At 71.7% G+C, this 26,026-nt stretch carries 19 protein-coding genes; 6 read left to right on the forward strand and 13 right to left on the reverse strand.

The window, feature by feature from the left end:
- Positions 1 to 82: 82 nt before the first annotated feature.
- Positions 83 to 1,216 carry an aminotransferase class V-fold PLP-dependent enzyme gene (locus ABWV53_RS03555; RefSeq protein WP_353363016.1) on the forward strand — a complete coding sequence of 378 codons (1,134 nt, stop codon included), beginning with the start codon at positions 83 to 85 and terminating at the stop codon, positions 1,214 to 1,216.
- A gap of 61 nt (positions 1,217 to 1,277) precedes the next feature.
- Positions 1,278 to 2,597 carry a DUF445 domain-containing protein gene (locus tag ABWV53_RS03560; protein WP_353363018.1) on the forward strand — a complete coding sequence of 440 codons (1,320 nt, stop codon included), beginning with the start codon at positions 1,278 to 1,280 and terminating at the stop codon, positions 2,595 to 2,597.
- A gap of 38 nt (positions 2,598 to 2,635) precedes the next feature.
- Here ABWV53_RS03560 and ABWV53_RS03565 read toward each other — a convergent pair whose 3' ends face one another.
- From ABWV53_RS03565 to purU, 10 genes are all read right to left on the reverse strand, one after another.
- On the reverse strand, positions 2,636 to 4,201 hold the full coding sequence (locus ABWV53_RS03565; protein ID WP_353363021.1) for an FAD-linked oxidase C-terminal domain-containing protein: 1,566 nt from the start codon (positions 4,199 to 4,201) through the stop codon (positions 2,636 to 2,638).
- Between the two features lie 191 nt (positions 4,202 to 4,392).
- On the reverse strand, positions 4,393 to 6,387 hold the full coding sequence (locus ABWV53_RS03570; protein ID WP_353363023.1) for a UvrD-helicase domain-containing protein: 1,995 nt from the start codon (positions 6,385 to 6,387) through the stop codon (positions 4,393 to 4,395).
- Between the two features lie 129 nt (positions 6,388 to 6,516).
- Complete coding sequence (locus ABWV53_RS03575) at positions 6,517 to 7,416, reverse strand: LysR substrate-binding domain-containing protein (RefSeq protein WP_353363025.1); 900 nt, start codon at positions 7,414 to 7,416, stop codon at positions 6,517 to 6,519.
- Positions 7,417 to 7,514: 98 nt separating this feature from the next.
- On the reverse strand, positions 7,515 to 7,907 hold the full coding sequence (locus tag ABWV53_RS03580; protein ID WP_353363027.1) for a hypothetical protein: 393 nt from the start codon (positions 7,905 to 7,907) through the stop codon (positions 7,515 to 7,517).
- A gap of 57 nt (positions 7,908 to 7,964) precedes the next feature.
- A complete protein-coding gene (locus ABWV53_RS03585) occupies positions 7,965 to 11,084 on the reverse strand; it encodes an efflux RND transporter permease subunit (RefSeq protein WP_353363029.1) in 3,120 nt (1,039 codons plus the stop codon).
- 11 nt (positions 11,085 to 11,095) lie between these two features.
- Positions 11,096 to 12,268 (reverse strand): efflux RND transporter periplasmic adaptor subunit, encoded by a 1,173-nt coding sequence (locus ABWV53_RS03590; RefSeq protein ID WP_353363031.1) that lies wholly within the window; start codon positions 12,266 to 12,268, stop codon positions 11,096 to 11,098.
- Entirely contained in the window at positions 12,265 to 12,819 is a 555-nt protein-coding gene (locus ABWV53_RS03595; protein WP_353363033.1) for a hypothetical protein, read from the reverse strand. Before ABWV53_RS03595 ends, ABWV53_RS03590 begins: the two co-directional genes overlap by 4 nt.
- 49 nt (positions 12,820 to 12,868) lie before the next feature.
- Positions 12,869 to 14,218 carry a TolC family protein gene (locus ABWV53_RS03600; protein ID WP_353363035.1) on the reverse strand — a complete coding sequence of 450 codons (1,350 nt, stop codon included), beginning with the start codon at positions 14,216 to 14,218 and terminating at the stop codon, positions 12,869 to 12,871.
- A gap of 100 nt (positions 14,219 to 14,318) precedes the next feature.
- Complete coding sequence (locus ABWV53_RS03605; protein WP_353363037.1) at positions 14,319 to 14,690, reverse strand: hypothetical protein; 372 nt, start codon at positions 14,688 to 14,690, stop codon at positions 14,319 to 14,321.
- A gap of 153 nt (positions 14,691 to 14,843) precedes the next feature.
- Positions 14,844 to 15,692 (reverse strand): formyltetrahydrofolate deformylase, encoded by an 849-nt coding sequence (purU, locus tag ABWV53_RS03610; protein ID WP_353363039.1) that lies wholly within the window; start codon positions 15,690 to 15,692, stop codon positions 14,844 to 14,846.
- 99 nt (positions 15,693 to 15,791) lie between these two features.
- On the opposite strand from purU, the gene ABWV53_RS03615 reads away from it, so the two are divergent.
- A complete protein-coding gene (locus ABWV53_RS03615; protein WP_353363041.1) occupies positions 15,792 to 18,131 on the forward strand; it encodes a putative bifunctional diguanylate cyclase/phosphodiesterase in 2,340 nt (779 codons plus the stop codon).
- A gap of 133 nt (positions 18,132 to 18,264) precedes the next feature.
- Here the strand turns inward: ABWV53_RS03615 and ABWV53_RS03620 are convergent, their stop codons facing one another.
- Positions 18,265 to 18,939: an NAD(P)H-dependent oxidoreductase gene (locus tag ABWV53_RS03620; RefSeq protein ID WP_353363043.1), complete on the reverse strand. Its 675-nt coding sequence runs from the start codon at positions 18,937 to 18,939 to the stop codon at positions 18,265 to 18,267.
- A 335-nt stretch (positions 18,940 to 19,274) separates the two neighbouring features.
- On the opposite strand from ABWV53_RS03620, the gene ABWV53_RS03625 reads away from it, so the two are divergent.
- The 3 genes from ABWV53_RS03625 to ABWV53_RS03635 all read left to right on the forward strand — a co-directional run bounded on the left by ABWV53_RS03625 (position 19,275) and on the right by ABWV53_RS03635 (position 24,044).
- Positions 19,275 to 22,910: a ribonucleotide reductase barrel domain-containing protein gene (locus ABWV53_RS03625; RefSeq protein ID WP_353363045.1), complete on the forward strand. Its 3,636-nt coding sequence runs from the start codon at positions 19,275 to 19,277 to the stop codon at positions 22,908 to 22,910.
- An 85-nt stretch (positions 22,911 to 22,995) separates the two neighbouring features.
- Positions 22,996 to 23,655 (forward strand): hemerythrin domain-containing protein, encoded by a 660-nt coding sequence (locus ABWV53_RS03630; protein WP_353363047.1) that lies wholly within the window; start codon positions 22,996 to 22,998, stop codon positions 23,653 to 23,655.
- The gene (locus ABWV53_RS03635; protein ID WP_353363049.1) at positions 23,652 to 24,044 is read left to right on the forward strand and encodes a Fic family protein; all 393 of its coding nucleotides are present in this window, start codon (positions 23,652 to 23,654) and stop codon (positions 24,042 to 24,044) included. Before ABWV53_RS03630 ends, ABWV53_RS03635 begins: the two co-directional genes overlap by 4 nt.
- A 61-nt stretch (positions 24,045 to 24,105) precedes the next feature.
- Here ABWV53_RS03635 and ABWV53_RS03640 read toward each other — a convergent pair whose 3' ends face one another.
- Positions 24,106 to 24,405 (reverse strand): BTH_I0359 family protein, encoded by a 300-nt coding sequence (locus tag ABWV53_RS03640; RefSeq protein WP_353363051.1) that lies wholly within the window; start codon positions 24,403 to 24,405, stop codon positions 24,106 to 24,108.
- Positions 24,406 to 24,651: 246 nt separating this feature from the next.
- Positions 24,652 to 26,007, reverse strand: a complete 1,356-nt coding sequence (locus ABWV53_RS03645; RefSeq protein ID WP_353363053.1) for a DUF3108 domain-containing protein — start codon at positions 26,005 to 26,007, stop codon at positions 24,652 to 24,654.
- Positions 26,008 to 26,026 lie beyond the last annotated feature (19 nt).

Here is a 26,026-nt window from a genome sequence, read left to right on the forward strand (position 1 = left end):
CGGCCGCCGCCGGGCCGTGCGCCGCAGGGGCGCGTGCTAAGCTGGCCCGCGATTTTTGTCTGCGACTCGGAGAACTCACCCCATGCCTGGCCTGCTGCCCCACGTCGACCCCGACGGTCTGCTCGAATTCTCGGTGGTTTACACCGACCGTGCGCTCAACCACATGTCCAAGCGCTTCACGGGGGTGATGCAGGACATCCTCGCCACGCTCAAGCAGGTCTACGGCGCCCACACGGCGGTGCTGGTGCCGGGCAGCGGCACCTTCGGCATGGAAGCGGTGGCACGCCAGTTCGCCAACCGCGAAAAGGTGCTGATCGTGCGCAACGGCTGGTTCAGCTACCGCTGGAGCCAGATCTTCGACGCGGGGGCCCTGGGCGGCGGCGCGGTGGTGTGCAAGGCCCGCCAGCAGGGCGAGGGCGCCCAGGCGCAGTGGGCGCCGTGCCCGGCCGATGAGGTGGCCGCCGCCATCCGCGCCGAGCGGCCCAAGGTCGTCTTCGCGCCGCATGTCGAAACCGCCAGCGGCATCATCCTGCCGGACGGCTACCTGCGCACCGTGGCCGACGCGGCGCACGAGGTGGGCGCGCTCTTCGTGCTGGACTGCGTGGCCTCCGGCGCCATGTGGGTGGACATGCGCGCCACCGGGGTGGACGTGCTCATCAGCGCGCCGCAAAAGGGCTGGAGCGGCTCGCCCTGCTGCGCCATGGTGATGCTGAGCGAGCGGGCCCGCGAGGCCATCGAAGGCACGCAAAGCTCCAGCTTCTCGTGCGACCTCAAGAAATGGATGCAGATCGCCGAAGGCTACGAAAAGGGCCAGCACGCGTACCACACCACCATGCCCACCGACGCGCTGGTGCAGTTGCGCGACGTGATGCTGGAGACGCGCGACTACGGCTTCGAGAAAGTGCGCGAGGAGCAGATCGCCCTGGGCGCGCAGGTGCGCCAGCTGCTCGAGTCGAACGGCCTGCCCAGCGTGGCGGCCGAGGGCTTCAAGGCGCCGGGCGTGGTGGTCAGCTACACCACCGACTTGGGGCTCCAGAACGGCTCGAAGTTCGCCGCCGTGGGCCTGCAGACCGCCGCCGGCGTGCCGCTGCAATGTGGCGAGGGGCCGGATTTCCGCACCTTCCGCATCGGCCTCTTCGGGCTGGAGAAGTGGCACCACGTGGAGCGCACCGTGGGCCACCTGCGCACCGCGCTGGCCCAGGTCATCTCCCGCTGACGCGCCGGGGAAAGGCCGCGCCGGGTGGACGCGGCGCGGGCCCCGCGGCTATCCTGCGGGCATGCCACTGACCGCCCCCGCCACCCGACAGGACCACGAGGCGCTGCTGCGCCGCGCCAAGCTGCAGGCCACCGGGCTGCTGCTGCTCGTCGTGGCCGTGTTCGCCGCCACCTATGCCTTCCCGCGCGGGCTGGCCGTGGACTGCGTGCGCGCCGTGGCCGAGGCGGCCATGGTGGGCGCGCTGGCCGACTGGTTCGCCGTCTCCGCGCTGTTCCGCCGCATTCCGCTGCCCTGGGTCAGCGGGCACACCGACATCATCGCGCGCAACAAGGACCGCATCGGCGGCAACCTGGCCGAGTTCGTGCGCGAGGAATTCCTCGACGGCCCCTCGCTCGTCAGCATGATCCGCCGGCACGACCCGGCCGACATGCTGGCGCAGTGGCTCACCGCCCCCTCCAACGCCGGCCTGCTGGGCCGCCAGGTGGCGCGCCTGGCGGCCGCCGCGCTCGACACCGTGGAAGACAGCAAGATCCAGGAGCTGCTGGGCCAGGCCGTGCGGGCGCTCATCGGGCGCATCGACCTCAGCAAGTCCATGGGTGCGGCCCTCGGCGCGCTGACGCACGGCGGCCGCCACCAGGCCCTGCTCGACGACCTGCTGCAGCGCCTGGGCACCATGCTGCAGTCGGCCGAGACCCGCACCTTCATCGCCGACACGCTGATGCAGTGGATCAAGCGTGAACACCCGCTGAAAGAAAAGGTGCTGCCCACCGACTGGCTCAGCACCAAGGGCGCGGGCGCCATCGCCCATGCCATCGAAAGCCTGCTGGAAGAAGTGGCGAAAGACCCGCACCACCAGCTGCGCGACACGCTGGACGGTGCCGTCCAGCGCCTCATCGACCGCCTGCAGAGCGATCCCGACTGGGCCCGGCGCGGCGAAGAGATGCGCTCCTACCTGCAGGGCGACCCCAAGCTGGGCGCGTACGTGGCCGAGCTGTGGGGCCAGGCGCGCCAGGCCCTGCACCGCGACCTGAACGACGAGCACTCGCAGGTGTCGCGCCAGGTCACCGCCATGGGGCAGTGGCTGGGCATGTCACTGGCCGGCGACGCCGCGCTGCGCGTGCGGCTGAACGTGCGCCTGGAACTCTGGGCCGCCCAGTGGGCGCCCGACGTGGCCCGGTCGGTGGCCGAACACATCCGCAGCACCGTGCAGCGCTGGGACGGCCGCGACATGGCCCACCTGGCCGAACTGCACATCGGCCGCGACCTGCAGTACATCCGCATCAACGGCACGGTGGTGGGCGGAATGATCGGGCTGGTGCTGTTCACGCTGTCGCATGCACGTGAGCTGCTTGCGGCGGCGCGGGTGGGTTGGGGTGGCTAGGCACTGGCCATGTGCCGGCCAATTGCCGGCCAAGCCCCTCAGAACCGCGGCAATTCCGGGTGCGCGATCTGCCCGCCGCGCACCAGCATCTTTCCGTACTCCGCGCAGCGGTTCAACGTGGGGATGACCTTGCCCGGGTTCAGCAGGCCCGCCGGGTCGAAGGCGGCCTTCAGCGCCAGCATCTGCGCGTTCTCCTCGGTGGTGAACTGGGTGCACATGCTGTTCAGCTTTTCCACGCCCACGCCGTGCTCGCCCGACACGGTGCCGCCCATGGCCACGCTGGTCTCCAGGATGTCGGCGCCGAAGAGTTCGCAGCGGTGCAGCTCGTCGGCGTCGTTGGCGTCGAACAGCACCAGCGGGTGCAGGTTGCCGTCGCCCGCGTGGAACACGTTGCAGCAGCGCAGGCCGTATTTCTTTTCCATCTCCTGGATGGCCAGCAGGATGTCGGCCAGGCGCTTGCGCGGAATGGTCGAGTCCAGGCACATGTAGTCGGGGCTGATGCGGCCGCTCGCCGGGAAGGCGTTCTTGCGCCCGCTCCAGAAGCGCAGGCGCTCGGCCTCGTTCTCGCTCACGGTGATGGCGGTGGCGCCGGCCGCGCGCAGCACCTCGCTCATGCGGCCGATCTCTTCCTCCACCTCCTCGGGCGTGCCGTCGCTCTCGCACAGCAAAATGGCTTCTGCCGTCAGGTCATAGCCGGCCTTCACGAAGTCTTCCACGGCGGCGGTCATGGGCTTGTCCATCATCTCCAGCCCGGCCGGGATGATGCCGGCCGCGATGACGGCGGCCACCGCGTCGCCGGCTTTGCGCACGTCGTCGAAGCTGGCCATGATGCAGCGCGCCAGCTGGGGCTTCGGTATCAGCCGCACCGTGGCCTCGGTGGTCACGGCCAGCATGCCTTCGCTGCCGATGACGGCGGCCAGCAGGTCGTAGCCCGGCGTGTCGAGCGCCTCGCTGCCGAATTCGACGGGCTCGCCTTCCACGGTGAAGCCCCGCACGCGCAGCACGTTGTGCACCGTCAGGCCGTACTTCAGGCAGTGCACGCCGCCGGAGTTTTCGGCGATGTTGCCGCCGATGGTGCAGGCGATCTGGCTGGACGGGTCGGGCGCGTAGTAGAGCTGCCAGGGCGCCGCCGCCTCGCTGATGGCCAGGTTGCGCACGCCGCACTGCACGCGGGCGGTGCGGCCCACCGGGTCGATGGACAGGATGCGGTTGAAGCGTGCGAGCGACAGCGACACGCCCATGGCATGCGGCATGGCCCCGCCCGACAGGCCCGTGCCCGCGCCGCGCGCCACCACCGGCACGCCCAGCGCGTGGCAGGTGCGCAGCACGGCCTGCACCTGGGCTTCGGTCTCCGGCAGGCAGACGACCAGCGGGCGCTGGCGGTAGGCGGTCAGGCCGTCGCATTCGTAAGGCGTGGTGTCTTCGGCATGCCAGAGCAGCGCGTGCGCCGGCACGTGGGCGGACAGGGCCTGCACCACCTGGGCCTGGCGGGCGGCGCGCTCGGACGCGGTCGGTGCGGGTGGAGTCGGCTCGGGGGTGGCCGGGGCGTTGCCTGCGGCGGTCGCGAGGGCGGTCGAGGTGGCGGTGAAGGGGGCTGCGCTCATGCCGGCGACTGTAGAGGAAGGCCGCGCGCGGGTGTGTGAGTTTTCTTGCAGCGGCCCGTGAAATGCGGGGCAGGGCGGCCGCTGCCACAGCGATGCCCCAGCGCGGCGACCTTCATTTTGCTATGATATTCATAGCTGAAGGCGTTTATGCATCAAGCGCCCGGGGCTGTTTCGGCTTGGATCCGAGCCGGCTACACCGGCCCCGGGCTCACCGGCCGCCGCGTACCCTCCAGCAGCCAGAGCCGCCGGCGCGCCCGGGTCATGGCGACGTAGAGCATGTTGCGCTCGCGGTAGGCCTCGCGCCGCTCGGCGCTGCGCGGAAAGCGGCCCCGCTCCACGAAGGGCACGGCGACGTAGTCGTACTCGTGGCCCTTGCAGCGCTCCACCGTCAGCAGCTGCAGGCTGGGCTCTTCGCGCTGGCGGTGCTGGTCGATGCCGGCCTGCACCATGGCCGCCAGCCGGCCCAGGAATTCGTCCACCGACAGGCCCGCGCCGATGCGTGCCAGCGCGCGCAGGCTGGCGCGGCATTGGGCCAGCTCCTGCGTGCCGATGGGTGCCTGGGCGAAGAAGCGGTCGATGAGCGGATGCGCGCAGAGCTGGCCGGCGTCGGCGCAGGCGTGCGCCGGCAGGGCCAGCAGCGCCTCGCACGCGGCCGACGCCACCGGCGCCTCCGGGTCGAAGCTGGCGCGCACCAGGAAGCGCCGCAGCAGCTCCTGCTGGCCGATGAGGCCGCTGGCCACCGCACGCGTGTCCACCTCGACGGGCGAGTCCTGCGCCAGCGCCTCCAGGTCGAACGCGCCGTTGGCCAGCACGTCGGGGTCGGGCCGGCTGGTGCGGCGCACGTAGCGCAGCAGCCCCTCGATGGCGCTGCTCAGAATGCCCTGGGTGAGCCGCGTGGCGGCGTTGCAGCCCTGCATGGCGCCCATCAGCGCCAGTACCAGCGCGATCTCGCGGCGCTGGTAGAAGCGCTTCATGCCCTTGCAGCCGTAGTGCACGCCCTCGTGGGCGAACAGCCATTCCAGCAGCACCGAGTCCTCGGGCGAGCGCAGCACGATGTGCAGTGCAGGCGCCGGGCCGGTGGCTGCGGCGGGCAGCCGGCGCACCGCGTCGTGGAGGGCCAGCAGCTGCCGCGCGCAGTCTTCGTCGCTGCCGTAGCTGCGACGCTCGAACACGGCGGCCTGCGTGGGGTAGTGCGACGCGAACTCGACGCCGAAGAGCGGGTTCAGCGCATGGCAGATGGCGTTGCCGAAGCGGTAGGTGGTGTTGAGCGTCAGCACCTGCGTGTCCGCCGGCAGTTCCTGCCGGATGCGGGCCTGGTGGTTGCCGAAGACCGAGAACGCGCCGGGCAGGATGTGCTGGTTGAAGTCGCCCGCGCCCACGAAGACGCCGTTGCCGCCCGCCACCAGCTGGCGCAGCACGCGCACGGCCGCCTCGTCCAGGTCCTGCAGCTCGTCGAACAGCACCGCGTCAAAGCGGCCCTGCAGCGGCGCGAACGGCTCGCCGAAGTCCAGCCCGCACAGCTGGCGGGCGACTTCGTAGGTGCAGTCGCCGGGCGCGTAAAACCGCGCCTCGCCCTCCGGCCCGCGGCGCAGGCGCTCGTAGTGCACCAGCAGCTGATGGAGGCCGAAGTCGAGGTCGTTCTCCCGGCAATACGCCAGCGCGCCCAGGCCGCTCTCTTCGATCTGCTGCTGCAGCAGGCGCTGCTTGGCCAGGGCCTCGAAGTCGGCGAATGCCTGCACGTCGAGTTCGCGCGCCAGGTATTCGGCCAGCTCGGGCGCGGCGCCGCCGGCGGTCGCGGCCGCCTGCAGCGCGGTCCACGCCTGGCGGATCAGCAGGTGCTTGTGCAGCGGCTCGGTCAGCGGCACCGCGGCGTCGCCCTGCGCCTGCAGCACGCTGGCGCAGAGCTGCTCCACCGTCATGATCTGCACCTGGCGCGGAATGCCGGGCACGAACTGCGCCAGCCGCTGGGCGATGGCGGCCAGGCCCGCGTCGGAATAGGCCAGCATCAGGATGCGGCTCGCGCCCTGGCGCTGCAGCAGGTCGGCCGCCTTGATGGCCAACGTGGTGGTCTTGCCGGTGCCGGCCAGCGCGCTGACGAGGATGGAACGCGCGGTGGCGTTCAGCACCTCGTTCTGCTCCAGCGTGGGGTAGCGCTTCTTGAAAGTGGCGGATTGCTGCGATGCCATGGAATGCGGCGCACGGTGCGCCCGAGGGTCTTTTGCTATCGAATATGTAGCTGCATGCGCTTAGTCATCAAGCGCTGGCGGCTGTTTTGGCACCAAATCTTCATGGCCCGCAGAGGGTGCGGCCCGCTCTCAGGCCATCGCCCGCCGCAGCCAGTCGGCGAACGCCGCGCATTCCCAGCGGTCCATGGTGCCGGTGCGCCAGCACAGGTAGTGCGCGTGCGGGCTGGGCGCCTGGATGTCGAAGAGCCGCACCAGCGTGCCTTGCTCCAGCCAGGGCGCGCCCAGCTTCAGCCGCACCAGCGCCACCCCCATGCCGGCGGCGGCGGCGTCGCACATCAGGCCGATGTCGTTGAACTGCGAGCCTTCGCTGGGTGCCGGCCAGTCCAGCCCGCAAGCGGCGAACCAGGGGCGCCAGGGCTCCAGCGGGCTGCGCAGCAGGGCGACGCGCTCCAGGTCCTCGGGCCGCTCAAAGGGCCCATGCTCGCGCACGAAGGCGGGCGAGGCCAGCGGGGTGACCACGTCGCGCGCGATCTCCACATGCTCCATGTCGGCATAGTGGCCGGGGCCGAAACGCACCACCAGGTCGGCGTCTTCCGCCACCACGTCCAGCAGCGGGATCGACACCTGCAGCGCCAGGTCGATCTCCGGGTACACCTCGGTGAACTGCCGCAGCCGCGGGATGAGGATGACCCGCGCGAAGGTCGGCGTGACGGCGAGCTTGAGCCGCCGCTTGCCCGGCGCCTGGTCGCTGCCCGGAAAGCGCTGCAGCGCGCTCAGGCCCTCGCGCACCTGCGCCAGGTAGGTGCTGCCCTCGGTGGTCAGCGAGAAGTCGGCCCGCCCGAAGAGCCGCACGCCCAGGATCTGTTCGAGCTGCTTGACCCGGTGGCTCACGGCGCTGGGCGTCACGCACAGCTCCTCGGCCGTCTGCGTCACGCTGCGCAGCCGCGCCAGCGCCTCGAAGGTGAGCAGGCACTGGATGGGCGGAATGCGGCGGCTGGCGGTGGTGAAGCGGTCGATGGGCGGTGGCATGCGGCGGTTGGGGGCAAGGGCGGGCGGTGGCATGCAAGCATATGCGAGTGCCGGCCCGCCCCGGGTGGTGCGTGCCCGTGCCGCTGGTGCGTCGCCGCCTATCGGAACGCGAAGCGCACGTTGACGGGCTTCCTGCCCGGCAGCGTCACCGCCGCCACGGCCTTGGTGCCGGGGCCGGCCTTGAAGTCGCCCGGGGCTTCGAGGCGGTCGCCCGCGGGCTGCAACTGCGCTTCGGCCCGGTCCTTGCCGTTCAGCAGCGTGACCTTGGCGCTCGCGCCCTCGATCCGGGCGGGCTGGCCATGGTCGCGCACGTACAGGCGCAGGCTGCCGGCGGAGGCCACGAGTTCGAAGTCCATGTCGCTGGCCTCGGCGACGACGCCGCCGTGCACGGGCCGGTGGTCATGGCCGCTGCCGTGGTCGCCTGCCGCGTGCGCGCTGGCGCCGAACGCGACCAAGACACTGGCCAGAAATGGGGTGATGCGGGGTTTCATGGGAATGCTCCTGAAAAGGGAAAGGGAAGGGAAGGGATCGATGGATGGGATGCCGGGTCAGAACGCCTCGGCGTTGCGGTCGGCCACCAGGCGCTCGGCGTCGCGGCGGCCGAACAGCCAGAACATGGCGGGCGTGAGGAAGGTGTCCAGCAGCGTCGAGCTGATGAGCCCCGAGAAGATCACCACGGCGACCGGGTGCAGGATCTCGGTGCCCGGGCGCTCCGCCTCGAAGAGGAGCGGCGCCAGTGCGAAGGCGGTCACCAGCGCCGTCATGAGCACGGGGCTCAGCCGCTCCAGCGAGCCGCGCACGATCATGCGGGTGTCGAACTGCTCGCCCTCGAAGCGCATCAGGTTGATGTAGTGGCTGACCTTCAGGATGCCGTTGCGCACCGAGATGCCCGCCAGCGTGATGAAGCCCACCAGCGCCGCCACCGACAGGGGCTGGCCCGACAGCGCCAGCCCCAGCACCGCACCGACCAGGGCCAGCGGGATGTTGGCCATGATGAGCAGCGCCAGGCGCGTGCTCTTGTAGCGGCTGAACAGCACCACGAACATCAGCACGGCCGACACGATGGACAGCAGGCCGACCAGGCGGGAGGCTTCTTCCTGTGCCTGGAACTGGCCGCCCAGGGTGATGAAGTAGCCCTCGGGCAACTGCGCCTGGGCTACCACGGCGCGGATGTCCGCCACCACCTCGGACAGCGGCCGGCCCTGCGCGTTGGCAGACAGCACGATGCGCCGCTTGCCGTCGTCGCGGCTCACCTGGTTGGGCCCGTCGCCGTCCTCGATGGTGGCCAGCCTGGACAGGGGCACCCGGCCGCCGGGCGTCTCGATGAGGATCCTGCCCAGCCCGTCCATGGAGCGGGCACTCTCGGGCAGGCGCACCACCAGCGCGAAGCGGCGGCTGCCCTCCACGATCTGCGTCACGCGCTCGCCTTCCACCAGCGCCTGCAGGGTGGTGAGGATCTGTGTGGCGGGCACGCCGTGGCGGGCGGCGGCGTCGTAGTCGATGCGGATCTTGATCTGCGGCGCCAGCACCTGCTTTTCGACCTCCAGATCGGCCACGCCCGGGATGGCCGCCAGCCGCGAGCGCAGCCGTTCGGCCTGGCCCCGCAGGGTGTCCAGGTCCTCGCCGAAGACCTTGATGGCGATCTGCGAGCGCACGCCCGAGAGCATGTGGTCGATGCGGTGCGAGATGGGCTGCCCGATGCCGATGGCCGCCGGCAGGTTGGCCAGGCGCGAGCGGATGTCGGCGCTGATCTCGTCCATGGAGCGCGTGATCTCGCCCACCGGCTTCAGGCCGACGTCCAGCTCGCTCACGTGCACGCCTTCCGCATGCTCGTCCAGTTCGGCGCGGCCGCTGCGGCGGCCCACATGGGTGACCTCGGGCACCTGGGCGACCAGCACCTCGGCCTGGCTCGCCAGGGCAGAGCTTTCGGCCAGCGTCACCCCCGGATTCAGCCGCAGGCCGACGAGCAGCGTGCCCTCGTTGAAGGGCGGCAGGAACGTGGTCGGAAAGAACGGGACCGCCGCGAGCGACGCCAGCACCGCCACCACGCCCGCCGCCATCGCGGCACGCGGCCGCTCCAGCGTGGCCTGCAGGCCACGGCGGTAGCGCGCCTTCAGCCAGGCCAGCATGCGGGTGTCGCCATGGTCCAGCGACTTCATGCGCGGCAGCAGATAGAGGCTGAGCACGGGCGTGACGGTGACCGACACCACCAGGCTGGCCAGGGTGGAGACGATGAAGGCGATGCCCAGCGGCACGAACAGCCGCCCTTCCATGCCCGGCAGCGCGAAGAGCGGCACGAACACCAGCACGATGATGACGGTGGCGTACAGGATGGCCGAGCGCACCTCCATGGTGGCCTGGGCCACCACCTGCAGCGGAGCCAGGCGCAGGTCCGGTGGCTTGGCGCAGTCTTCCTTCAGCCGGCGCATCACGTTCTCGATGCCCACCACGGCGTCGTCCACCAGCCCGCCGATGGCGATCGCCAGGCCGCCCAGCGTCATGGTGTTGATCGACAGCCCGAAGTAGCGGAACACCAGCGCGGTGATGAAGATCGACACGGGAATGGCGACCAGCGCGATGACCGTGGTGCGCAGGTTGCCCAGGAACAGCAGGAGGATCACCGCCACGAAGGCCGACGCGGCGATCAGCTTGCCCTGCAGCGTGGTGATGGAGGCCTCGATGAAGCTCGCCTGGCGGAAGGTGACCTGGGGCGCGCTCATGCCCGCGGGCAGCGAGGCCTTCAGGCCCGCCAGGGCGTCCTCGACGGCGCGCGTCAGGGCGATGGTGTCGGCCGTGGGCTGCTTCTGGATGCCCAGGATCACCGCGGGCTTGCCCTCGAACCCCGCGTCGCCGCGCTTGAGCGCGGGCGCGAACGTCACGTCGGCCAGCTGGCGCAGCAGGATGGGCTGGCCGTTGCGGGCCGTGATCGCCAGGTTCTTCAGGTCCTCCAGGCGTGAGGTGCGGCCCAGGTGGCGGATCAGGTACTCGCGTCCGTTCAGCTCCAGAAAGCCGCCCGACGTATTGGACGAGAAGCCCTTCAGCGCGCCTTCCAGCTGGTCGTGCGAGATGCCCAGCTCCGCCATGCGGGCGGTGTGGGGCTGCACCTGGAACTGGCGCACCTCGCCGCCGATGGGAATCACCTGCGCCACGCCGGGGATCGCCATCAGGCGCGGGCGCAGCACCCAGTCGGCGTACTCGCGCACCGCCATGGGCGAGACCCTGGCCGTGTCGATGGGCATCGCGATCTGCATGATCTCGCCCATGATCGAGCTGATGGGCCCCATGCGCGGCACCACGCCCGGGGGCAGGCCTTCCTCCATCGAAGACAGGCGCTCCGACACCATCTGCCGGGCGCGGAAGATCTCCGTGCTCCAGTCGAAGGTGACGTAGAGGAACGACAGCCCGGCGCTGGAGGTCGAGCGCACGGACTCCACGCCCGGCAGGCCGTTCATGGTCGTCTCCAGCGGGAAGGTGATGAGCTGCTCCACCTCCTCGGCGGCCATGCCGCCGGCCTCCGTCATGATGGTGACGGTGGGCTTGTTGAGGTCGGGGAACACGTCCACCGGCGTGCGCGACAGGGTGAACGCCCCGTATGCGACCAGCACCAGGCTGGCGATGATGATGAGCAGCCGGTGGGCCAGGCTGCTGTCCAGAAGCCACTTGAACATGCGCGGCTCCTTCAGCGGACCTGGTTGATGAGGCTGGCGCTCTCGGTGACGATGCGCTCGCCTCCCTGGAGGCCGGCGGTCACGCTGACCGAGGCGCCATCGAGCGGGGCGGCCGTCACCACGCGGGGTTCGAAGCGCTCGGGCGCCGTCTTCACCCAGACGATGGTCTGGTTGGACGGGTTCTTGACCAGCGCGGCGGCCGGCACGGGCACGCCCGTGACCTGGCTGCGCGTCTGCACGACGACCCGCACCGGCTGGCCGATGGCCAGATGCCCCAGCCCCTCGCCCTGCGCCCGGAACTGGATCGGCAGGGCCTGCTCGCGCAGGGTGCGGGCCGCGCCGACCAGGGCCAGTGCCACCCGCTGGCCGCCATCCGTGACGGCATGGGCACCGGCCACGTCCTGGGCCACCGCCGCGTCGTAGGCCAGGGCCTCCACGCGCAGGCGCTGCGCGTCCACGATCTCGAACACCAGCTCACGGGCGTCGACCACCTGGCCGGCCACGGCATGGGCTGCGGCGATCACGCCGGAGGCCGGGGCCCGTAGCGCATCGCGCCCGTCCAGCCCACCCGCCACGGCGTTGGCCCGCTCGCCCAGGCTGGCGACCTCGCTCTCCAGGGCCTCGATCTCTTTCCGCGGCACGGTGTCGGCCAGGTCGCGCAGGCGCGTCAGGCGCTTTTCGGCCAGCTGCCTTGCGGCGCGCAGTTCGGCCCATTGGGCTTGCTGGCTGGCGCGCTCCAGGCTGCTCGCGGCGGGCCGCACGTAGGCCAGCACTTCGCCCTTGCGCACGGTCTGGCCCACGGAAGGCAGCCCGCGCGGGCCGGCTTCCAGGCGGCCGGGCACCATGGCCTGCACCTTGCCGCCGGCGTTCGGGTCCATGAGCACCTGGCCGTTCAGCTCCACCGAGCGGGGCAGCGCCCGCCGCTCGCCCGGCACCGTGCGGATGGCCATCTGGCGCTGCGCGGGCTTGGGCAGAAAGACGCTGCCATCGGGCAGGCGCTGGGGGCCGCCGGCATGGGCGGCGGCGGGCGCATCGCCGTGGTCGTGGCCCTCGCCCGACCACGCTGGCGCGGCCGCAACGCATAGCCAGGCCGCCAGCAGGCCGCCGAGCGAGCGCAGATACAGGCCCGGGCGCGGCGCCGCGTGGGGCCGGGCGCAGGCCAGGGTGTGGATGAAGCGCTTCATGCGGCATCTGCCTTTCCGCGGGCCATGCGCAGCGCGGCCACGGCCAGCGCGAGGGCGGCGATGCCGCCGGCGCCCCAAAGGGCGTGTTCGCGCCAGCCCCGGGCGTGTGCCGGCTCTGCGTGCGCATCGCCGTGGATGTCCCATTCACCGGCCAGCAGGTCGCTGTCGTTGCCAGCGGCCACCGTGGCGGTCACCGGCCAGGTGCCTTCGGGCAGGGGCGGCTCCAGCGTGGCCTCGAACCGCCCGTCGCCCTGCGGCAGGGCCTGCAGCTTGCGTTCGCCGATCTCCAGCTCCAGCGTGGCGTCTTTCACGGGCGCATTGGTGGGAGCGTGGTCCAGGTACAGGGCCAGCTGTCTGCCGTCGAGCACACCGACGAGCTCGAACAGTTCGGAGGCCGCGGTAAAGCGCGGCTGACCCGCGCGGGCGGCCGGCGCGGGTGCGTCATCGTGGCCTTCATGGGCGCGGACCGGCGGGGACGGCAGCATGCCGATGGCCAGCAGCAGGCCCGCGGCGAGCAGGCGCAAGGCGGTAGGTGCAAGAACGAGTGTCATGGATCGCTTCGAGAAGAGGGTGGGGTGAGAGGGGACCTGGGCTGGGGCGTCACTGCGGCAACAGTCCCAGGGCCTGGCGCAGGGCAGAGATGGCCTGGCTGACGTTCAGCCGGGCGATGGCGGACTGGCGTTCCGCGTCGGCCGCTTCCAGCTCCACGCGCAGGCGGTTGGGCAGGTCGATCTCGCCCGCCCGGAAGGCCTTGCCGACGAAGCCCTGCGTTTCGCGCGCCAGGGTGGCGCGCCGGTCCGCCGCCTGCGCGAGGGCGCTTGCGCCAGCCAGCCGGGCGCGTGCGCTGGCCACTTCCCCGGCGATGCGCAGGCGCTCCAGCTCCAGTTGGGCGAGCGCTTCGAGCGTGGCGGCGGCGGCAGCGGCAGCCTTGGTTTCGCGCGCGCCGCTGGAGCCGAAGGGGATGCGCACGCCGACGGTGACGGTCTGCGCATAGCGTTCGCCCTGGCCGCCGCGCTCGCGGGTCGTGGCCACCGTCAGCTCGGGGTTGGCGCGGGTCTGCGCGCCGGCCAGCGCCTGCGCGCGCTCGGCGACCCGCAGCCGGCCTTGCGCCTCGCGCAGCGCCGGGTGCTCCGCCACGGCCTGCTCATCGACCGGCCCTGCCGACGGGTCGGCGCCTTGCGGCAGGGGCTCCGGCATGTCGCTCTGCGCGCCCAGGGGCTGGGCCGCGAGGGTGCGCAAGGCCTGCTCGTGCACCGCCAGCTGGGCCCGGCTTTCCGCCAGCTCGGCTTCGGCAGCCGCCACGTTGCCGTCGGCCTGGTGCTGGTCGGCCCGGGCCAGGTCGCCGGCACGCACGCGGCGGGCCACGTCCGCGGCCAACCGCGCGGCGCTGTCACGCCGGGCCTGGGCCAGCTCGACCTGCAGGCGGTCGCGGTGCAGCTGCCACCACGCTTCGCGCAGGGTGCCCGCCAGGCGCAGGCGGGCCGCGGCCTGCCGCGCATCGAGCGCCTCGATTTCCGCTTGCGCGAGCGCCTGCGAGTGGCCGCGTTCGCCAGGCAGCCACAGGGGGACGGCAACGCCGACCTCCAGCTCGCGGCTGCCCTCGTTGCGGTGCCAGCGGTCGGTCTTGGTCGCCAGTTCCAGCGCGGCGGGCTCGGGCGTCCAGCCGTTCGCGACGGACTGCCGAGCCTGGGCCGCGCTGCGGTACTGCGCGGCGCTGGCCGCCTCGGGCTGGCGCGCCCACGCGGCCTCGAAGGATTCGCGCAGGGTCGAAAGGGTGGGCGCCACTGGTGCGGCGGTGACGTGGGGGGTGCCGTGGGATGGGTGACCGGCGATGGGCGCGGGCGCTGGCTGCGCGAGCGCGGGCAGGGCGGCCAGGCTCAGCGCGGCCGCGGCGCACGCGCGCAGGCGCGGCCCACCGATCCCCCGGCGGGGTTGGGGAGTGGAAAACATGGTGTCCTCATGCCGTCAGCGCGAGCTGCGGCGGTTGCGTTCGACGGAAGGCACGCGCCGGCACACCGCGCAAGCAGCGCGGCCAGCGGCGAGCCAGAACTCAGAGGAAACCGGGGTGGGGCGGGCGGATCAGCCGGTCGGGAATGCCCGACGTGACGGTCCGCAGATAGGGCGTCGTGCCCTGGGGCAGAGGCTGGTGCCGCGCGGGCGCCTCGTGCAGTGCGGTGAGTGCGGGGGCGGCGCCGTGACAGCTGGCGCAGTCGGCATGGTTCGCCTCGGGCAGCCGGTCACCGCTGTCTGCCATCTCTTCGGGTGCAGCGGCGTCGGCCCCGCCCACGTCATGCCGGTGGTCGTGGTGACCGAAGTGCTGGCTGGTGGCGGCTGCTTCATGCCGGCATATGCTGGCGGCGGCCGCCCACGTCCATTGGACGGGCAGCACGAGCAGCAGAAAGACCAGCACGAATCGATGCATGGGGCGGGAGTGTAGCGAATGGGGCGGCAGGCCAGAAGCACCGAAAAATTCGGGGACTTTCGGCGCGCGCCGGGAGCCGCACGCCCCGGCCGGCAGCCGCCCACCGCACCGGCGCGAAGGGCTTGCGCCCACGTGCACGGGGGCGGCAGCGGCTCAGCGGAACACGACCGTCCGGTGCCCGTTCAGCAGCACCCGGCGCTCGGTGTGCCACTTCACGGCGCGCGCCAGCACCTGGCTCTCGGTGTCGCGGCCCCGGGCCGTCAGGTCCTCCACCGTGTCGGTGTGGTCGGCGCGGGCCACGTCCTGCTCGATGATCGGGCCCTCGTCGAGGTCGGCGGTCACGTAGTGGGCCGTGGCGCCGATCAGCTTCACGCCGCGGTCGTGCGCCTGGTAGTAGGGCTTGGCACCCTTGAAGCTGGGCAAAAAGCTGTGGTGGATGTTGATCGCCCGGCCCGACAGCTTGCGGCACAGGTCGTCGCTCAAGACCTGCATGTAGCGCGCCAGCACCACCAGCTCGGCGCCTTCCTGCTGAATGATCTCGAACTGCCGCGCCTCGGCCTGGGCCTTGTTCTCCCTGGTCACGGGAATGTGGTGGAAGGGCACGTTGTAGCTGGCCGCCAGCTGGTAGAAGTCGCGGTGGTTGCTGATGATGGCGCTGACCTGCACCGGCAGCAGGCCGGACTTCCAGCGGAACAGCAGATCGTTCAGGCAGTGGCCCTCGCGGCTGACCATGATGACCGTCTTGACCGGCTCGCAGGCCGCGTGCAGGTGCCAGTGCATCTGGAAGGGCTCGGCGAAGGCGGCCAGGCGCTCGCGCAGGGTGGCCGCGTCGTGCTGGTCGCAGGCGAACTGCAGCCGCATGAAAAAGAGGCCGGTGTCGTGGTCGTTGTACTGCGCGGCCTCTTCGATGTTGCCGCCTTGCTCCAGCAGAAAGCCGGAAACGGCATGCACCAGCCCCAGTCGGTCGGGGCAGGACAGGGTGAGAATATAGGCTTGGGTCATAGCCGGGCGATTGTCGCAGCACGGCAGGGCGCCACGCCCGGCCGGCCGCGCTGTGCAGGCCAGCCTACCCGGACCGCGAACGCGAGGAATGTGAGAACCGTGATTGACAGCAAGGCCGCCCGGGCGCGGCGGGCAGTGGGGTGGGGCCTGCTCATCTACCTGGCCGTGGGCGCGGCCTGGGTGCTGGGGGGCGATGCGCTGCTCGCCCGGTGCGCCACCGACCCCGGCGCGGGCCGGCGCCACGCCGTCGCCCTGGGCTTGCTCTGGGTGCTGGCCAGCGGCGTGCTGGCCGCCGGGTGGCTGCACCGCCGCCACCGGGCCGACGCCCGCCAGCGCGACGCCGAGGCCCGCGCCACGCAGCGCGCGCTGGAGCGCAGCCAGGCCCGGCTGCGCCTGGCGCTGGAGGGCGGCGTGGGCGTGTGGGACTGGCGGCCCGGCCAGCGGCGGCTCGACTTTTCCGCAGGGTTGCAGCGCCTGCTGCGCTATACGGGCGACGACTTCGACCGCGACTTCCGGCCGCTGCCCCGGGTACACCGCGCCGACCGCCGCCGGCTGGTGGCCGCCGCGCGCGCCGCGCTGGCGACCGGCAAGGCCTTCTCCGAGAGCGTGCGGCTCCACTGTTTCGATGGCGACGAGCGCTGGTTCCTGCTGCGCGGCCGGCGCACGGTGGAGCAGGGTGACGGGCAGGAAGGCGCCGCCCGCTTGGCCGGCACGCTGGCCGACGAGACCCCCGCCCGCCGCGAGGCCGAGCGCAGCCGCCTGGCCGCCACCGTGGTGGACAACACCACCGAGGGCGTGCTGGTGACCGACGCGGCCAGCCGCATCCTGTCGGTCAACGCCGCCTTCACGCGGCTGGTGGGCTACACCGAGGCCGAGCTGCTGGGCCGCAACCCGCGCCTGCTCAAGTCCGGCCGGCATGACGCCGGCTTCTACCAGTCCATGTGGGACGCGCTGCAGCGCACCGGCCACTGGCGCGGCGAGATCTGGAACCGCCGCAAGAACGGCGAGGTGTTCCCCGAGCGCATGTCGATGTCCTGCGTGCGCGACGCCTCGGGCGCCGTCACGCACTACGTCTGCATGTTCGCCGACATCTCCGAAGAGAAGGCGCAGTACGGTCGGCTCGAATTCATGGCGCACCACGACGCGCTGACCACGCTGGCCAACCGCAGCCACTTCGCCCAGCAGCTGGAGGCCGCCGTGCAGTACGCGCAGGCCGGCGGCGAGCGCATGGCGGTGCTGCTGCTCAACCTGGACCGCTTCAAGGACGTGAACGACAGCTACGGCCACGCCATCGGCGACCAGGTGCTGCAGCACATCGCCCGCCGCGTGCAGGCCGCCATGGGCGACGGCGTGCTGGTCGGCCGCATGGCGGGCGACGAGCTGGGCGTGCTGGCACGCCGCCTGGGCGCGGGGGGTGACGCAGAACGCGAGGCCGCCGCCGTGGCCCAGGCCATGATCGCGGCCGCCGGCGAGCCCTGGCGCTCGCCCGAGGGCTTCGAGGTGGTGGCCGGCGCGAGCGTGGGCATCTGCCTCTTTCCCGCGCATGCCGCCACCGCGCAGTCGCTGCTGCAGGGCGCGCACGCGGCGGTGTATGGCGCCAAGGCCCGTGGGCGCGGCGCCTGGTGCTTCTTCGACCAGGGCCTTACGGCCGCCGCGCGCGAGCGCATCGCGCTCGAGGCCCGCCTGCGCCGCGCCCTGGCGCTGGGCCACCTGCAGATGCACTACCAGCCGCAGGTGGATATCGCCAGCGGCCGCATCGTCGGCGCCGAGGCGCTGGTGCGCTGGACGGACCCGGACGAAGGCCCCATCGCGCCGGTGCGCTTCATCCCGGTGGCCGAGAGCTCCGGCGTCATCGGCCCCATGGGCGAATGGGTGGTGCGCGAGGTCTGCCGGCAGGGCCGGGCCTGGCTCGACGCCGGGCTGCCGCCGCTCACGCTGGCGCTCAACGTATCGCCCCGGCAGTTCCACCTGACCGACCTGGTCGGCGGCGTGGCGGACGCGCTGCGGGACACCGGCTTTCCCGCCAGCGGGCTGGAGCTGGAGATCACCGAGGGCGCGCTGGCCGAGCGGCCCGAAGAGGCCCGCCAGGTGCTGCTGCGCCTGCGCGCGCTGGGCGTGCGCATGGCGGTGGACGACTTCGGCACCGGCTATTCGTCGCTCGCGCACCTCAAGCGCTTTCCCATCGACGTGCTGAAGATCGACCGCAGCTTCATCCGCGACCTGCCGCAGGGCGCCGACGACCCGGCCATCTGCACCGCCATCGTCGCCCTGGGCCGCAGCCTGGGGCTGTCGGTGCTGGCCGAGGGCGTGGAAACCGACGCGCAGCTGGCCTTCCTGCGGGCGCTGGGGTGCGACAGCTTCCAGGGCTACCTGTGCGCCAGGCCGCTGTCGCCGGCCGATTTCGCCCAGCTGCTGCGCGGGCAGGGCGGGCCGCGTTGAGTCGAACGGCAGCCGTTTGCTATTGAATGTGTAGCTTGATGCCCAGGCGTATCAAGCGCCAAGGCCGGTTTTGGCATGAAGATGCCCCGCCTTGCCGCCGCGCGGGGGCATGGCGGGTTCTTTCACACCTTCTTCAGACCTCGGTCACGAAGCGCTCGCGCGGACGGCGCACCTTGGGCAGGTCGACCAGCCAGTCCTGCTCGGCCACGCGGTAGCCCAGCGGCAGCACCGCCACGCTGCGCAGGTGGCGCTCGCCCAGGCCCAGGATCTCGTCCAGCGCCTTCGGGTCGAACCCTTCCATGGGCGTGCTGTCCACGCCTTCGTATGCCGCGGCCACCAGGGCGGCGGCCAGGCCGATGTACGCCTGGCGGGCGGCATGCTCGAAGTTCACCTCGGGGCTGCGCTGCGGGTACGAATTCAGCAACTGCTGGCGGTAGTTCTCCCAGCCCTCGTTCTTGAAGCCGCGCACCTCGTTGGTGTAGTCGAACATCGCGTTGATGCGCTCGGCCGTGTAGTTGTCCCACGCGGCGAACACCAGCAGGTGCGAGCTGTCCACGATCTGCCCCTGGTTCCAGGCGATAGGCCGGATGCGCGCGCGCACTTGCGGGTCGGTCACCACGAACAGCTCGAAAGGCTGCAACCCGCTGGAGGTGGGCGCCAGGCGGGCGGCTTCGATGATGCGCTCGACCTTGTCGGCGGGCACCTTCCGGTCCGGGTCCATCTTCTTGGTGGCATAGCGCCAGTTCAGGCGCTCGATCAGGGTGCTGGCGTCGGTGGTGGGCTGGGTGATGTCTGGCTTGGAGGACATGAGAAACAACTTTCTGTGGAGCGCAAAGCGTGGGAGATGCTGGAATGTAGGGGCAGTGGGACTGCACACCAGCGTGCCAGTGGGCACCACTGTGTTCCGTATTCGATGCCAATGCAGGCGCCTGACTCTGCTAGTTCTTCGAGGAACGAGCGCAATCCTTCCGGAAAGGTCCGGATGATCAGCAGGTTACGGTCTCGAACCAGCTTCGTTGCCAAGGCAACCTCCAAACCCTCGTTGATCGCGTTGATTTGGGTCCGCTCCATGACCGGCCCAACGGTGTACAAAGTCCCCTTGCCACCCGCCGTGCCGGGCGGCTATGCGGAAGGCACCGTGACATGCAACGCGACAACCACCCCTTGGCGCCGGAAGGCGCCGACAACGCACCCCGCTCGCCCAGCGCACCCCTGGACGTGCAGCCCATCAGCCTGGACGTGCTGCGCGAGAAATACCTGAAGGGCGGCGAGCCCGATGCCGAGGCGCTCTTCGTCCGGGTCACGCGGGCGCTCGCGTCGGTGGAGCTGGCGGCGGAGCGCGCCCGCCACGAAGCGCTGTTCCTCGCCAACCTGCGGGCGGGCGCCATCGGGGCGGGGCGCATCATGAGCGCGGCGGGCACCGACATCCAGGCCACGCTCATCAACTGCTTCGTGCAGCCGGTGGGCGACTGCATCCAGGGCGTGGACGACGGCGGCTACCCCGGCATCTACGAGGCCTTGCGCGAGGCGGCCGAAACCATGCGGCGCGGCGGCGGCGTGGGGTACGACTTCTCGCGCATCCGCCCGCGGGGCGCGCTCGTGCGGGGCACGGCCTCGCAGGCGTCGGGGCCCTGCAGCTACATCAACGTGTTCGACCAGTCGTGTTCCACCGTCGAAAGCGCCGGTGCACGGCGCGGCGCGCAGATGGGCGTGCTGCGCATCGACCACCCCGACGTGCTGGACTTCATCACCGCCAAGCGCACGCCGGGCCGGTGGAACAACTTCAACGTGTCGGTGGGCGTGCCCGGCGAATTCATGGCGGCGGTGGAAGCCGGCGGGCCGTGGCAGCTGGTGCACCGCGCCGAGCCCGGCGCCGCTCTGAAGGCCGAGGGCGCGCACCAGCGGGCCGACGGGCAGTGGGTCTATCGCACGCTGCCGGCGCGCGAGCTGTGGGACACCATCATGCAGTCGGCCTACGACTTCGCCGAGCCGGGCATCCTGTTCCTCGACCACATCAACGAAGACAACAACCTGCATTACTGCGAGGACATCGCGGCGACCAATCCGTGCGTCACGGCCGATACCTGGGTGATGACCACGGAGGGCCCGGCGCAGGTGGCCGACCTGGTGGGCCGGCGTTTTCACGCGGTGGTGGACGGGCAGGCGTTCGCGGTGGAAAGCGAAGGCTTCTTCCCCACCGGCCATCGGCCCGTGCTGCGCCTGACCACCCGCGAAGGCCACGCGCTGCGTCTGACTGCCGACCACCGCGTGCGCCGCGTCGCGCGCCGCACGCGCTACGTGCGGGAGGTCGAGTGGACGCCCGCGGGTGACCTGCGCCCAGGCGACGAGGTGGTGCTGCACGACCAGCGCGCGCTGCAGGGCTGGGACGGCGAGGGCACGGAGTCCCAGGGCTATCTGCTGGGCCTCCTGATCGGCGATGGCACCTTGGGGGCCGACAAGGCGGTGATCTCGGTATGGGCGCCGGAGTTGAAGGCCGTGGGGCACAGCGGGCCCGCGTATTGCCGCAGCGGGGTGCAGGGCACCATGGCCGCCGTGGAGGCCGCCATCGCCACGCTGGCGCCGCACCGGGCCGACTTCCGCGGCTTCCAGCGCCCGATCGCCGGGCGGGGCGAGGCACGCCTGGCCAGCGCCCCGCTGTGCCGGCTGGCCCATGCCATGGGCATGCGCCCAGGCCACAAGACCATCACGCCCCGCATGGAGCGCGGCTCCTCGGCCTTTGCGGCAGGTGTGCTGCGCGGCCTGTTCGACGCCGATGGCTCCGTGCAAGGCACGCAGGCCAAGGGCGTGAGCGTGCGGCTGTGGCAAAGCGACCAGGCCCTGTTGCAGACCGTGCAGCGGATGCTGCTGCGTTTTGGCATCTGCATCACCCTCCACGCGGAGCGCCGGCCCGCGCAGAACCACCGCCTGCTGCCCAACGGACGCGGCGGGCGGCGCGCCTATGCCACCCGAGCCCAGCACGAGCTGGTCATCAGTGGCGACAACCTGACCGTGTTTGCCGAGCGCATCGGCTTTGGGGATGGCGATAAGGATGAGCGGCTGGCCGGATTGCTGCAGGGCTATCGGCGCGAGCTGAACCGCGAGCGCTTCGTCGCCACGGTCGAATCCCTGGCGCCGGATGGCACGGCAGACGTGTTCGACGTGACCGTGGCGGGCTGCCACGCCTTCGATGCCAATGGCCTCTACGTCCACAACTGCGGCGAGCAGCCCTTGCCCTCCTACGGCTGCTGCGACCTGGGGCCCATCATCCTGACGCGCTTCGTGCGCCACCCGTTCGGGCTGCCGGGCGGCGAGCCGGCGTTCGACTTCGCCGCGTTCGAAGCCGCCGTCGCTACCCAGGTGCGGGCGCTGGACAACGTGCTCGATCTCACCTTCTGGCCGCTGCCGCAGCAGCGCGACGAGTCGGCCGCCAAGCGCCGCATCGGGGTGGGCTTCACCGGTATGGGCAACACGCTGGCCATGCTGCGCCTGCGCTACGACCGGGCCGAGGGCCGCGAGATGGCCGTGCGCATCGCCCGCCACCTGCGCGACGCGGCCTACCGCGCATCGGTGGCGCTGGCGCGCGAGAAGGGGGCCTTCCCGAAGTTCGAGGCCGACGGCTACCTGGCCCCGGGCACCTTCGCCAGCCGCCTGCCGGCGGACATCCAGGCGCTGATCCGCCAGCACGGCATACGCAACAGCCACCTGCTGTCCATCGCGCCGACCGGCACCGTGAGCCTGGCCTTCGCCGACAACGCCTCCAACGGCATCGAGCCGCCGTTCTCGTGGACCTACACCCGCCGCAAGCGCGAGGCCGATGGCAGCACCAGCGAATACGCGGTGGAGGACCATGCCTGGCGGCTCTACCGCGCGCTGGGCGGCGACGTGGACCGGCTGCCGGAGTATTTCGTCTCCGCGCTCGCCATGTCGGCCACCGAGCACATCGCCATGATGCAGGCGGTGCAGCCCTACGTGGACACCGCAATCTCCAAGACGGTGAACGTGCCGGCCGACTACCCGTACGCCGACTTCAAGAGCCTCTATCTGCAGGCCTGGAAGGCCGGGCTGAAGGGGCTGGCCACGTACCGGCCCAACGCCATCCTCGGGTCGGTGCTCGAAGTGGCCGCTTCCGCGCCGGCGCCTGCGTCGGCCGTCCCTGCGGCCGCACCCGCCACTGCCGCCGCTCAGGCGGTGGACCCGCTGCGCACCGTGATCGAGAGCCGGCCCAAGGGCGGCCTTTCCGCCGTGGCGGAAAAGCTCGAGTACTGGACGCAGGAAGGACACAAGACGCTCTACCTCGTCGTCTCGTTCCTGCCCGTGCCCGACGGGCGCGGCGGCACGGTGGACCGGGCCATCGAATTCTTCATGCCCGTGGGGCAGAGCGGCGAATCGCAGCAGTGGATCACCTCCAGCATGCGGCTCCTGTCGCTGGCCGCGCGCGGCGGCTTCCTGGAGCGGGCCCTCTCCGACATGCGCAAGGTGGCCTGGGACCGGGGCGCCGTGCGCCTGGGCACGCACCGCAAGGACGACGGCACGCAGGTGCCGCTCTGGCACGAATCGGAAGTGGCCGCCATGGCCTATGCCATCCAGAACATCCTGGCGCGCCGTGCCGAGCAGCCCATGCAGCAACAGGTGCTGCCGCTCGACGAGCCGCCGCTGCCTTCGGGCATGCCGCCCGCCATGGCGGGCAAGAAATGCAGCGAATGCGGCGCGCATGCGGTGATCCGCAAGGACGGGTGCGATTACTGCACGCAGTGCGGCCACCTGGGGAGCTGCGGTTGATGGCTGCGCGCCCCACGCGGCCCCGCAGCCCACGCCAGGCGCCCACGCCGTGCGGGGCCGCCGCCCGGCCCCGGCCCGCCGAACCATGACCTCGCGCACCGCACTGCCCGGCCTGCGCTCGCCCGGCGTGGGCTTCGAGCAGCCCTTCGAGATGCTCGACGCCTGCCACGAAAGCATCGGGCGATCGCTCGACCTGCTGGCGCGGCTCTGCGCCCATGCGCGCGCGCACGGAGCGGACGAAGCGGGCCGCGACGCCGCGCGCGACGTGCTGCGCTACTTCGACATCGCCGCGCCCCTGCACCACGGCGACGAGGAGCGCCACGTCTTCCCACCCCTGCTGGCCCGGGCCGCCGCCCACCCCGGCGACGTCGCGGCGGCCGAAGTGGCCGCCCTGGTGGCGCGGTTGCAGCGCGACCACATCGCCATGGCGGCCACCTGGGCCCAGGCCCGGGAGCCCCTGGCGGCATGGGCGGCGGGCGACCTCGCCGCCTTCGAGCCAGGGCACCTGGCCGCCTTCGACCGCTTCATCGCCCTCCACGCCGACCACCTCCGCCGCGAAGACGCGGTGATCTACCCGGCCAGTCGGGCGATGCTGTCGGCCGAGGCGGTGCAGGCCATGGGTCGCGAGATGGCGGGGCGCCGGGGTGTCACCCCTGCCGCTATGGAAAAGATAGCTGAATGCCCGGTGCGCCGTGCGCGCAAGCATTGCCCGGTCGGTAATGTTCTTACCCCGGACAGACCATGAAGCGCATCCTGCGAGGGGGCGGGGTGATGCGCTGCAGTGCATCGCCGCAACCGGCCTTCGAAACCGATGATGAGCGTTCATCATTCGTGGTGCGGCTACCGGTGCACCCTTTGACGCGTCAAAAGGCTCTGGCCACCGCGGAAATCACCGCGGAAGTAGATCGGTTGTTGCGGGTGTTGGATGGGGACATGTCGCGTGCAGACCTGCAGGCAGCCTTGGGACTCAAGCATGCGGAGCACTTCCGCCAGGCGTACCTGCTCCCGGCGCTGGCGCAGGGGTGGGTGGAGATGACGATGCCCGACAAGCCGAACAGCAGGAGCCAGCGGTACAGGCTCACGGCTTTGGGGGCGCGCCGGGCCTTGCGGCGCGGCAGGGGGGAAGGCGCCTGACGGCTCAAGCGCGGCGGTGGACAGGGGGCGCTGCCGGTGCGGCGGAGCCGCCCGGCAAGGCTCAGTGCACGACGACGGGGTTTTGCGCGAGGCCGACGTAGCCGTCCAGCGTGTCGTCCACTTCTTCCTGCGTGGGGGTGTCGCGCTGCCAGGCGAGGATCTGTTCCTGGAACATCTCGGCCCAGGAGCCGTCGAGGTACACCTCCTTGCCGGAGCGCTTGTCCACGATCTCGAAGCCGTGGCGGGCCAGCTGGGGGGCGGGAGGGGTGGACGCTGCGGCGGAGGCGCCCTCGGGGGTGTCGGCGGCGTCCGGCTGCATGTGGACCACCACGAACGATTCGGAGTCGTAGAGCATGTGCATGGCGTTCCTCCCTAGTGTGCTGTGCATTGCATTCACGAAAAAGCCGCTGGCCCTGGCGGGCAAATTGCAAATTCCGTACCACTCAGATGGCAGCCCGGAGGCGGACTTCAAGCCCCGGCGTCCGGTGCGTCGCGTTGCGGTGCTGCCGGAACACAGTATTTCACGGAAAACGGGGCGCTTCGGGCTGGCGGGGGTTTTGTTGTCGCCGTTTCGGCGCGTGGTCCGACGCGGCGGGTGCAGGCGCGGTCAGGGCGCGTCGCGGGCCCGCAGGGCCAGGTCGGCGAAGTCGCCGTTGGCCTGGGTGATGCGGATGCGCACCGGCAGGTAGTCCATGCCGGTGCCCAGCCACAGCTCGGCCTTCTGGTCGCGCTCGCGGTCGCTGCGGGGCAGGCGCTGCAGCTTGAGCGCGGGGGTGGTGCCCACGGGCAGCTCCAGGGTCTCGGGGCCCTCCACGGTGAAGGTCCAGCGGTCGGCGTTGCGCGCGCCCACCGTGGTCAGCGTGATCTGCGTGCCGGGCGGGTACCGGTCGGGGGCCGCCGCCAGCAGCGCGCCCAGCTGGATGAACACGCTCAGCCGGTCCTGCGCGCCGGGACCGATGGGCGCGCTGGGCGTGTTGGCGCTGAAGGTGACGACATGGCCGTCCTGGTCGAAATGCGCGGCCTGCTCGCTGCGGGAGCGGTCGCCGAAGCGGATCGGCTGCAGGCCCTGGGCCGTGAGGCGGCCGGTGCTGGTCTGCGAGCGCGAGCCGAGCAGGAAGGCCTTGACCTCCTGGCGCGCCTCGTAGGTGGCGCCCAGGTTGCGCCACAGCAGTTCGGCGTTGGCGTTGTAGTGGAAGCGTTTGGCCTCGCCCGTCACCTCGAAGCGCAGCCGCGCCGACGCAGGCAGGCGCACGGGCGGCGCGTCGGTGTCGGGCCGGGGGCGGCTGGTGCCCGGTGGCTGGATGGTGACGCCGGCGCGCATGTCGTCCCCGGGGGGCTTGTCGGCGCTGGCCGCAGCAGCGGCAGCAGCTGCTGCCACCGGGGCAGAGGCCGTGGCCGATGCGGGCGTGGCCGGGCTGGCAGCGGGGGGCGAATCGGCAGCCGCCGAAGCCGGCGCCTGGGCCACCGTGGCCGCGTCGGCCATGGCAGGCGTGTCCGCGGGTGCGGTGGGTGTGGCGGGCGTGGCGGCTGCCGCATCGTCTTCGCCGGACTGGGGGACGATGGCCGCCGACGGATCTGCCTGGCCGAATTGCGGCGCGGGAGCGGGATCGGCAGCAGCCAGCGCGCCAGGGGCGTCAGGTGCTTCGGGCGCGGGCGCGGGCGCGGGTGCGGGTGCGGGTGCGGGTGCGGGCGGGCGCGGCGCGGGCCGGGGCTTGGGCGCGGCCGGCCGGGCGGGTGGTGGCGCCTTGGCAGCGCGGGCAGGCGCGGTGGTGGGCGGTGCCGCAGGCGGCGGCGGGGTCGGTGGCGACGGCGGCAGGGGTGGCGGCTCCACCATCCGCGTCTGGAAGGCCCGTTGGCCGGATGCAGGGCCGGGCGCGGAGCCGCCCAGCGGCAGGTAGCGCAACGCCAGCAGGTGCAGCGCCAGCACGGCGCACACCAGGGCCAGGAGCACGCGGCGCGGCATGGCGGGGTCGCAGGTCTTG

This window comes from Acidovorax sp. FG27, assembly GCF_040365715.1.
GTDB lineage: Bacteria > Pseudomonadota > Gammaproteobacteria > Burkholderiales > Burkholderiaceae_C > Paracidovorax.

What these genes read in the sequence shown, in the direction of transcription:
- ABWV53_RS03555 (WP_353363016.1), top strand. Translation starts at nt 83, where the DNA reads ATGCCTGGCCTGCTGCCCCACGTCGACCCCGACGGTCTGCTCGAATTC.
- ABWV53_RS03560 (WP_353363018.1), top strand. Translation starts at nt 1,278, where the DNA reads ATGCCACTGACCGCCCCCGCCACCCGACAGGACCACGAGGCGCTGCTG.
- ABWV53_RS03565 (WP_353363021.1), bottom strand. Translation starts at nt 4,201, where the DNA reads ATGAGCGCAGCCCCCTTCACCGCCACCTCGACCGCCCTCGCGACCGCC.
- ABWV53_RS03570 (WP_353363023.1), bottom strand. Translation starts at nt 6,387, where the DNA reads ATGGCATCGCAGCAATCCGCCACTTTCAAGAAGCGCTACCCCACGCTG.
- ABWV53_RS03575 (WP_353363025.1), bottom strand. Translation starts at nt 7,416, where the DNA reads ATGCCACCGCCCATCGACCGCTTCACCACCGCCAGCCGCCGCATTCCG.
- ABWV53_RS03580 (WP_353363027.1), bottom strand. Translation starts at nt 7,907, where the DNA reads ATGAAACCCCGCATCACCCCATTTCTGGCCAGTGTCTTGGTCGCGTTC.
- ABWV53_RS03585 (WP_353363029.1), bottom strand. Translation starts at nt 11,084, where the DNA reads ATGTTCAAGTGGCTTCTGGACAGCAGCCTGGCCCACCGGCTGCTCATC.
- ABWV53_RS03590 (WP_353363031.1), bottom strand. Translation starts at nt 12,268, where the DNA reads ATGAAGCGCTTCATCCACACCCTGGCCTGCGCCCGGCCCCACGCGGCG.
- ABWV53_RS03595 (WP_353363033.1), bottom strand. Translation starts at nt 12,819, where the DNA reads ATGACACTCGTTCTTGCACCTACCGCCTTGCGCCTGCTCGCCGCGGGC.
- ABWV53_RS03600 (WP_353363035.1), bottom strand. Translation starts at nt 14,218, where the DNA reads ATGTTTTCCACTCCCCAACCCCGCCGGGGGATCGGTGGGCCGCGCCTG.
- ABWV53_RS03605 (WP_353363037.1), bottom strand. Translation starts at nt 14,690, where the DNA reads ATGCATCGATTCGTGCTGGTCTTTCTGCTGCTCGTGCTGCCCGTCCAA.
- purU (WP_353363039.1), bottom strand. Translation starts at nt 15,692, where the DNA reads ATGACCCAAGCCTATATTCTCACCCTGTCCTGCCCCGACCGACTGGGG.
- ABWV53_RS03620 (WP_353363043.1), bottom strand. Translation starts at nt 18,939, where the DNA reads ATGTCCTCCAAGCCAGACATCACCCAGCCCACCACCGACGCCAGCACC.
- ABWV53_RS03625 (WP_353363045.1), top strand. Translation starts at nt 19,275, where the DNA reads ATGCAACGCGACAACCACCCCTTGGCGCCGGAAGGCGCCGACAACGCA.
- ABWV53_RS03630 (WP_353363047.1), top strand. Translation starts at nt 22,996, where the DNA reads ATGACCTCGCGCACCGCACTGCCCGGCCTGCGCTCGCCCGGCGTGGGC.
- ABWV53_RS03635 (WP_353363049.1), top strand. Translation starts at nt 23,652, where the DNA reads ATGAAGCGCATCCTGCGAGGGGGCGGGGTGATGCGCTGCAGTGCATCG.
- ABWV53_RS03640 (WP_353363051.1), bottom strand. Translation starts at nt 24,405, where the DNA reads ATGCACATGCTCTACGACTCCGAATCGTTCGTGGTGGTCCACATGCAG.
- ABWV53_RS03645 (WP_353363053.1), bottom strand. Translation starts at nt 26,007, where the DNA reads ATGCCGCGCCGCGTGCTCCTGGCCCTGGTGTGCGCCGTGCTGGCGCTG.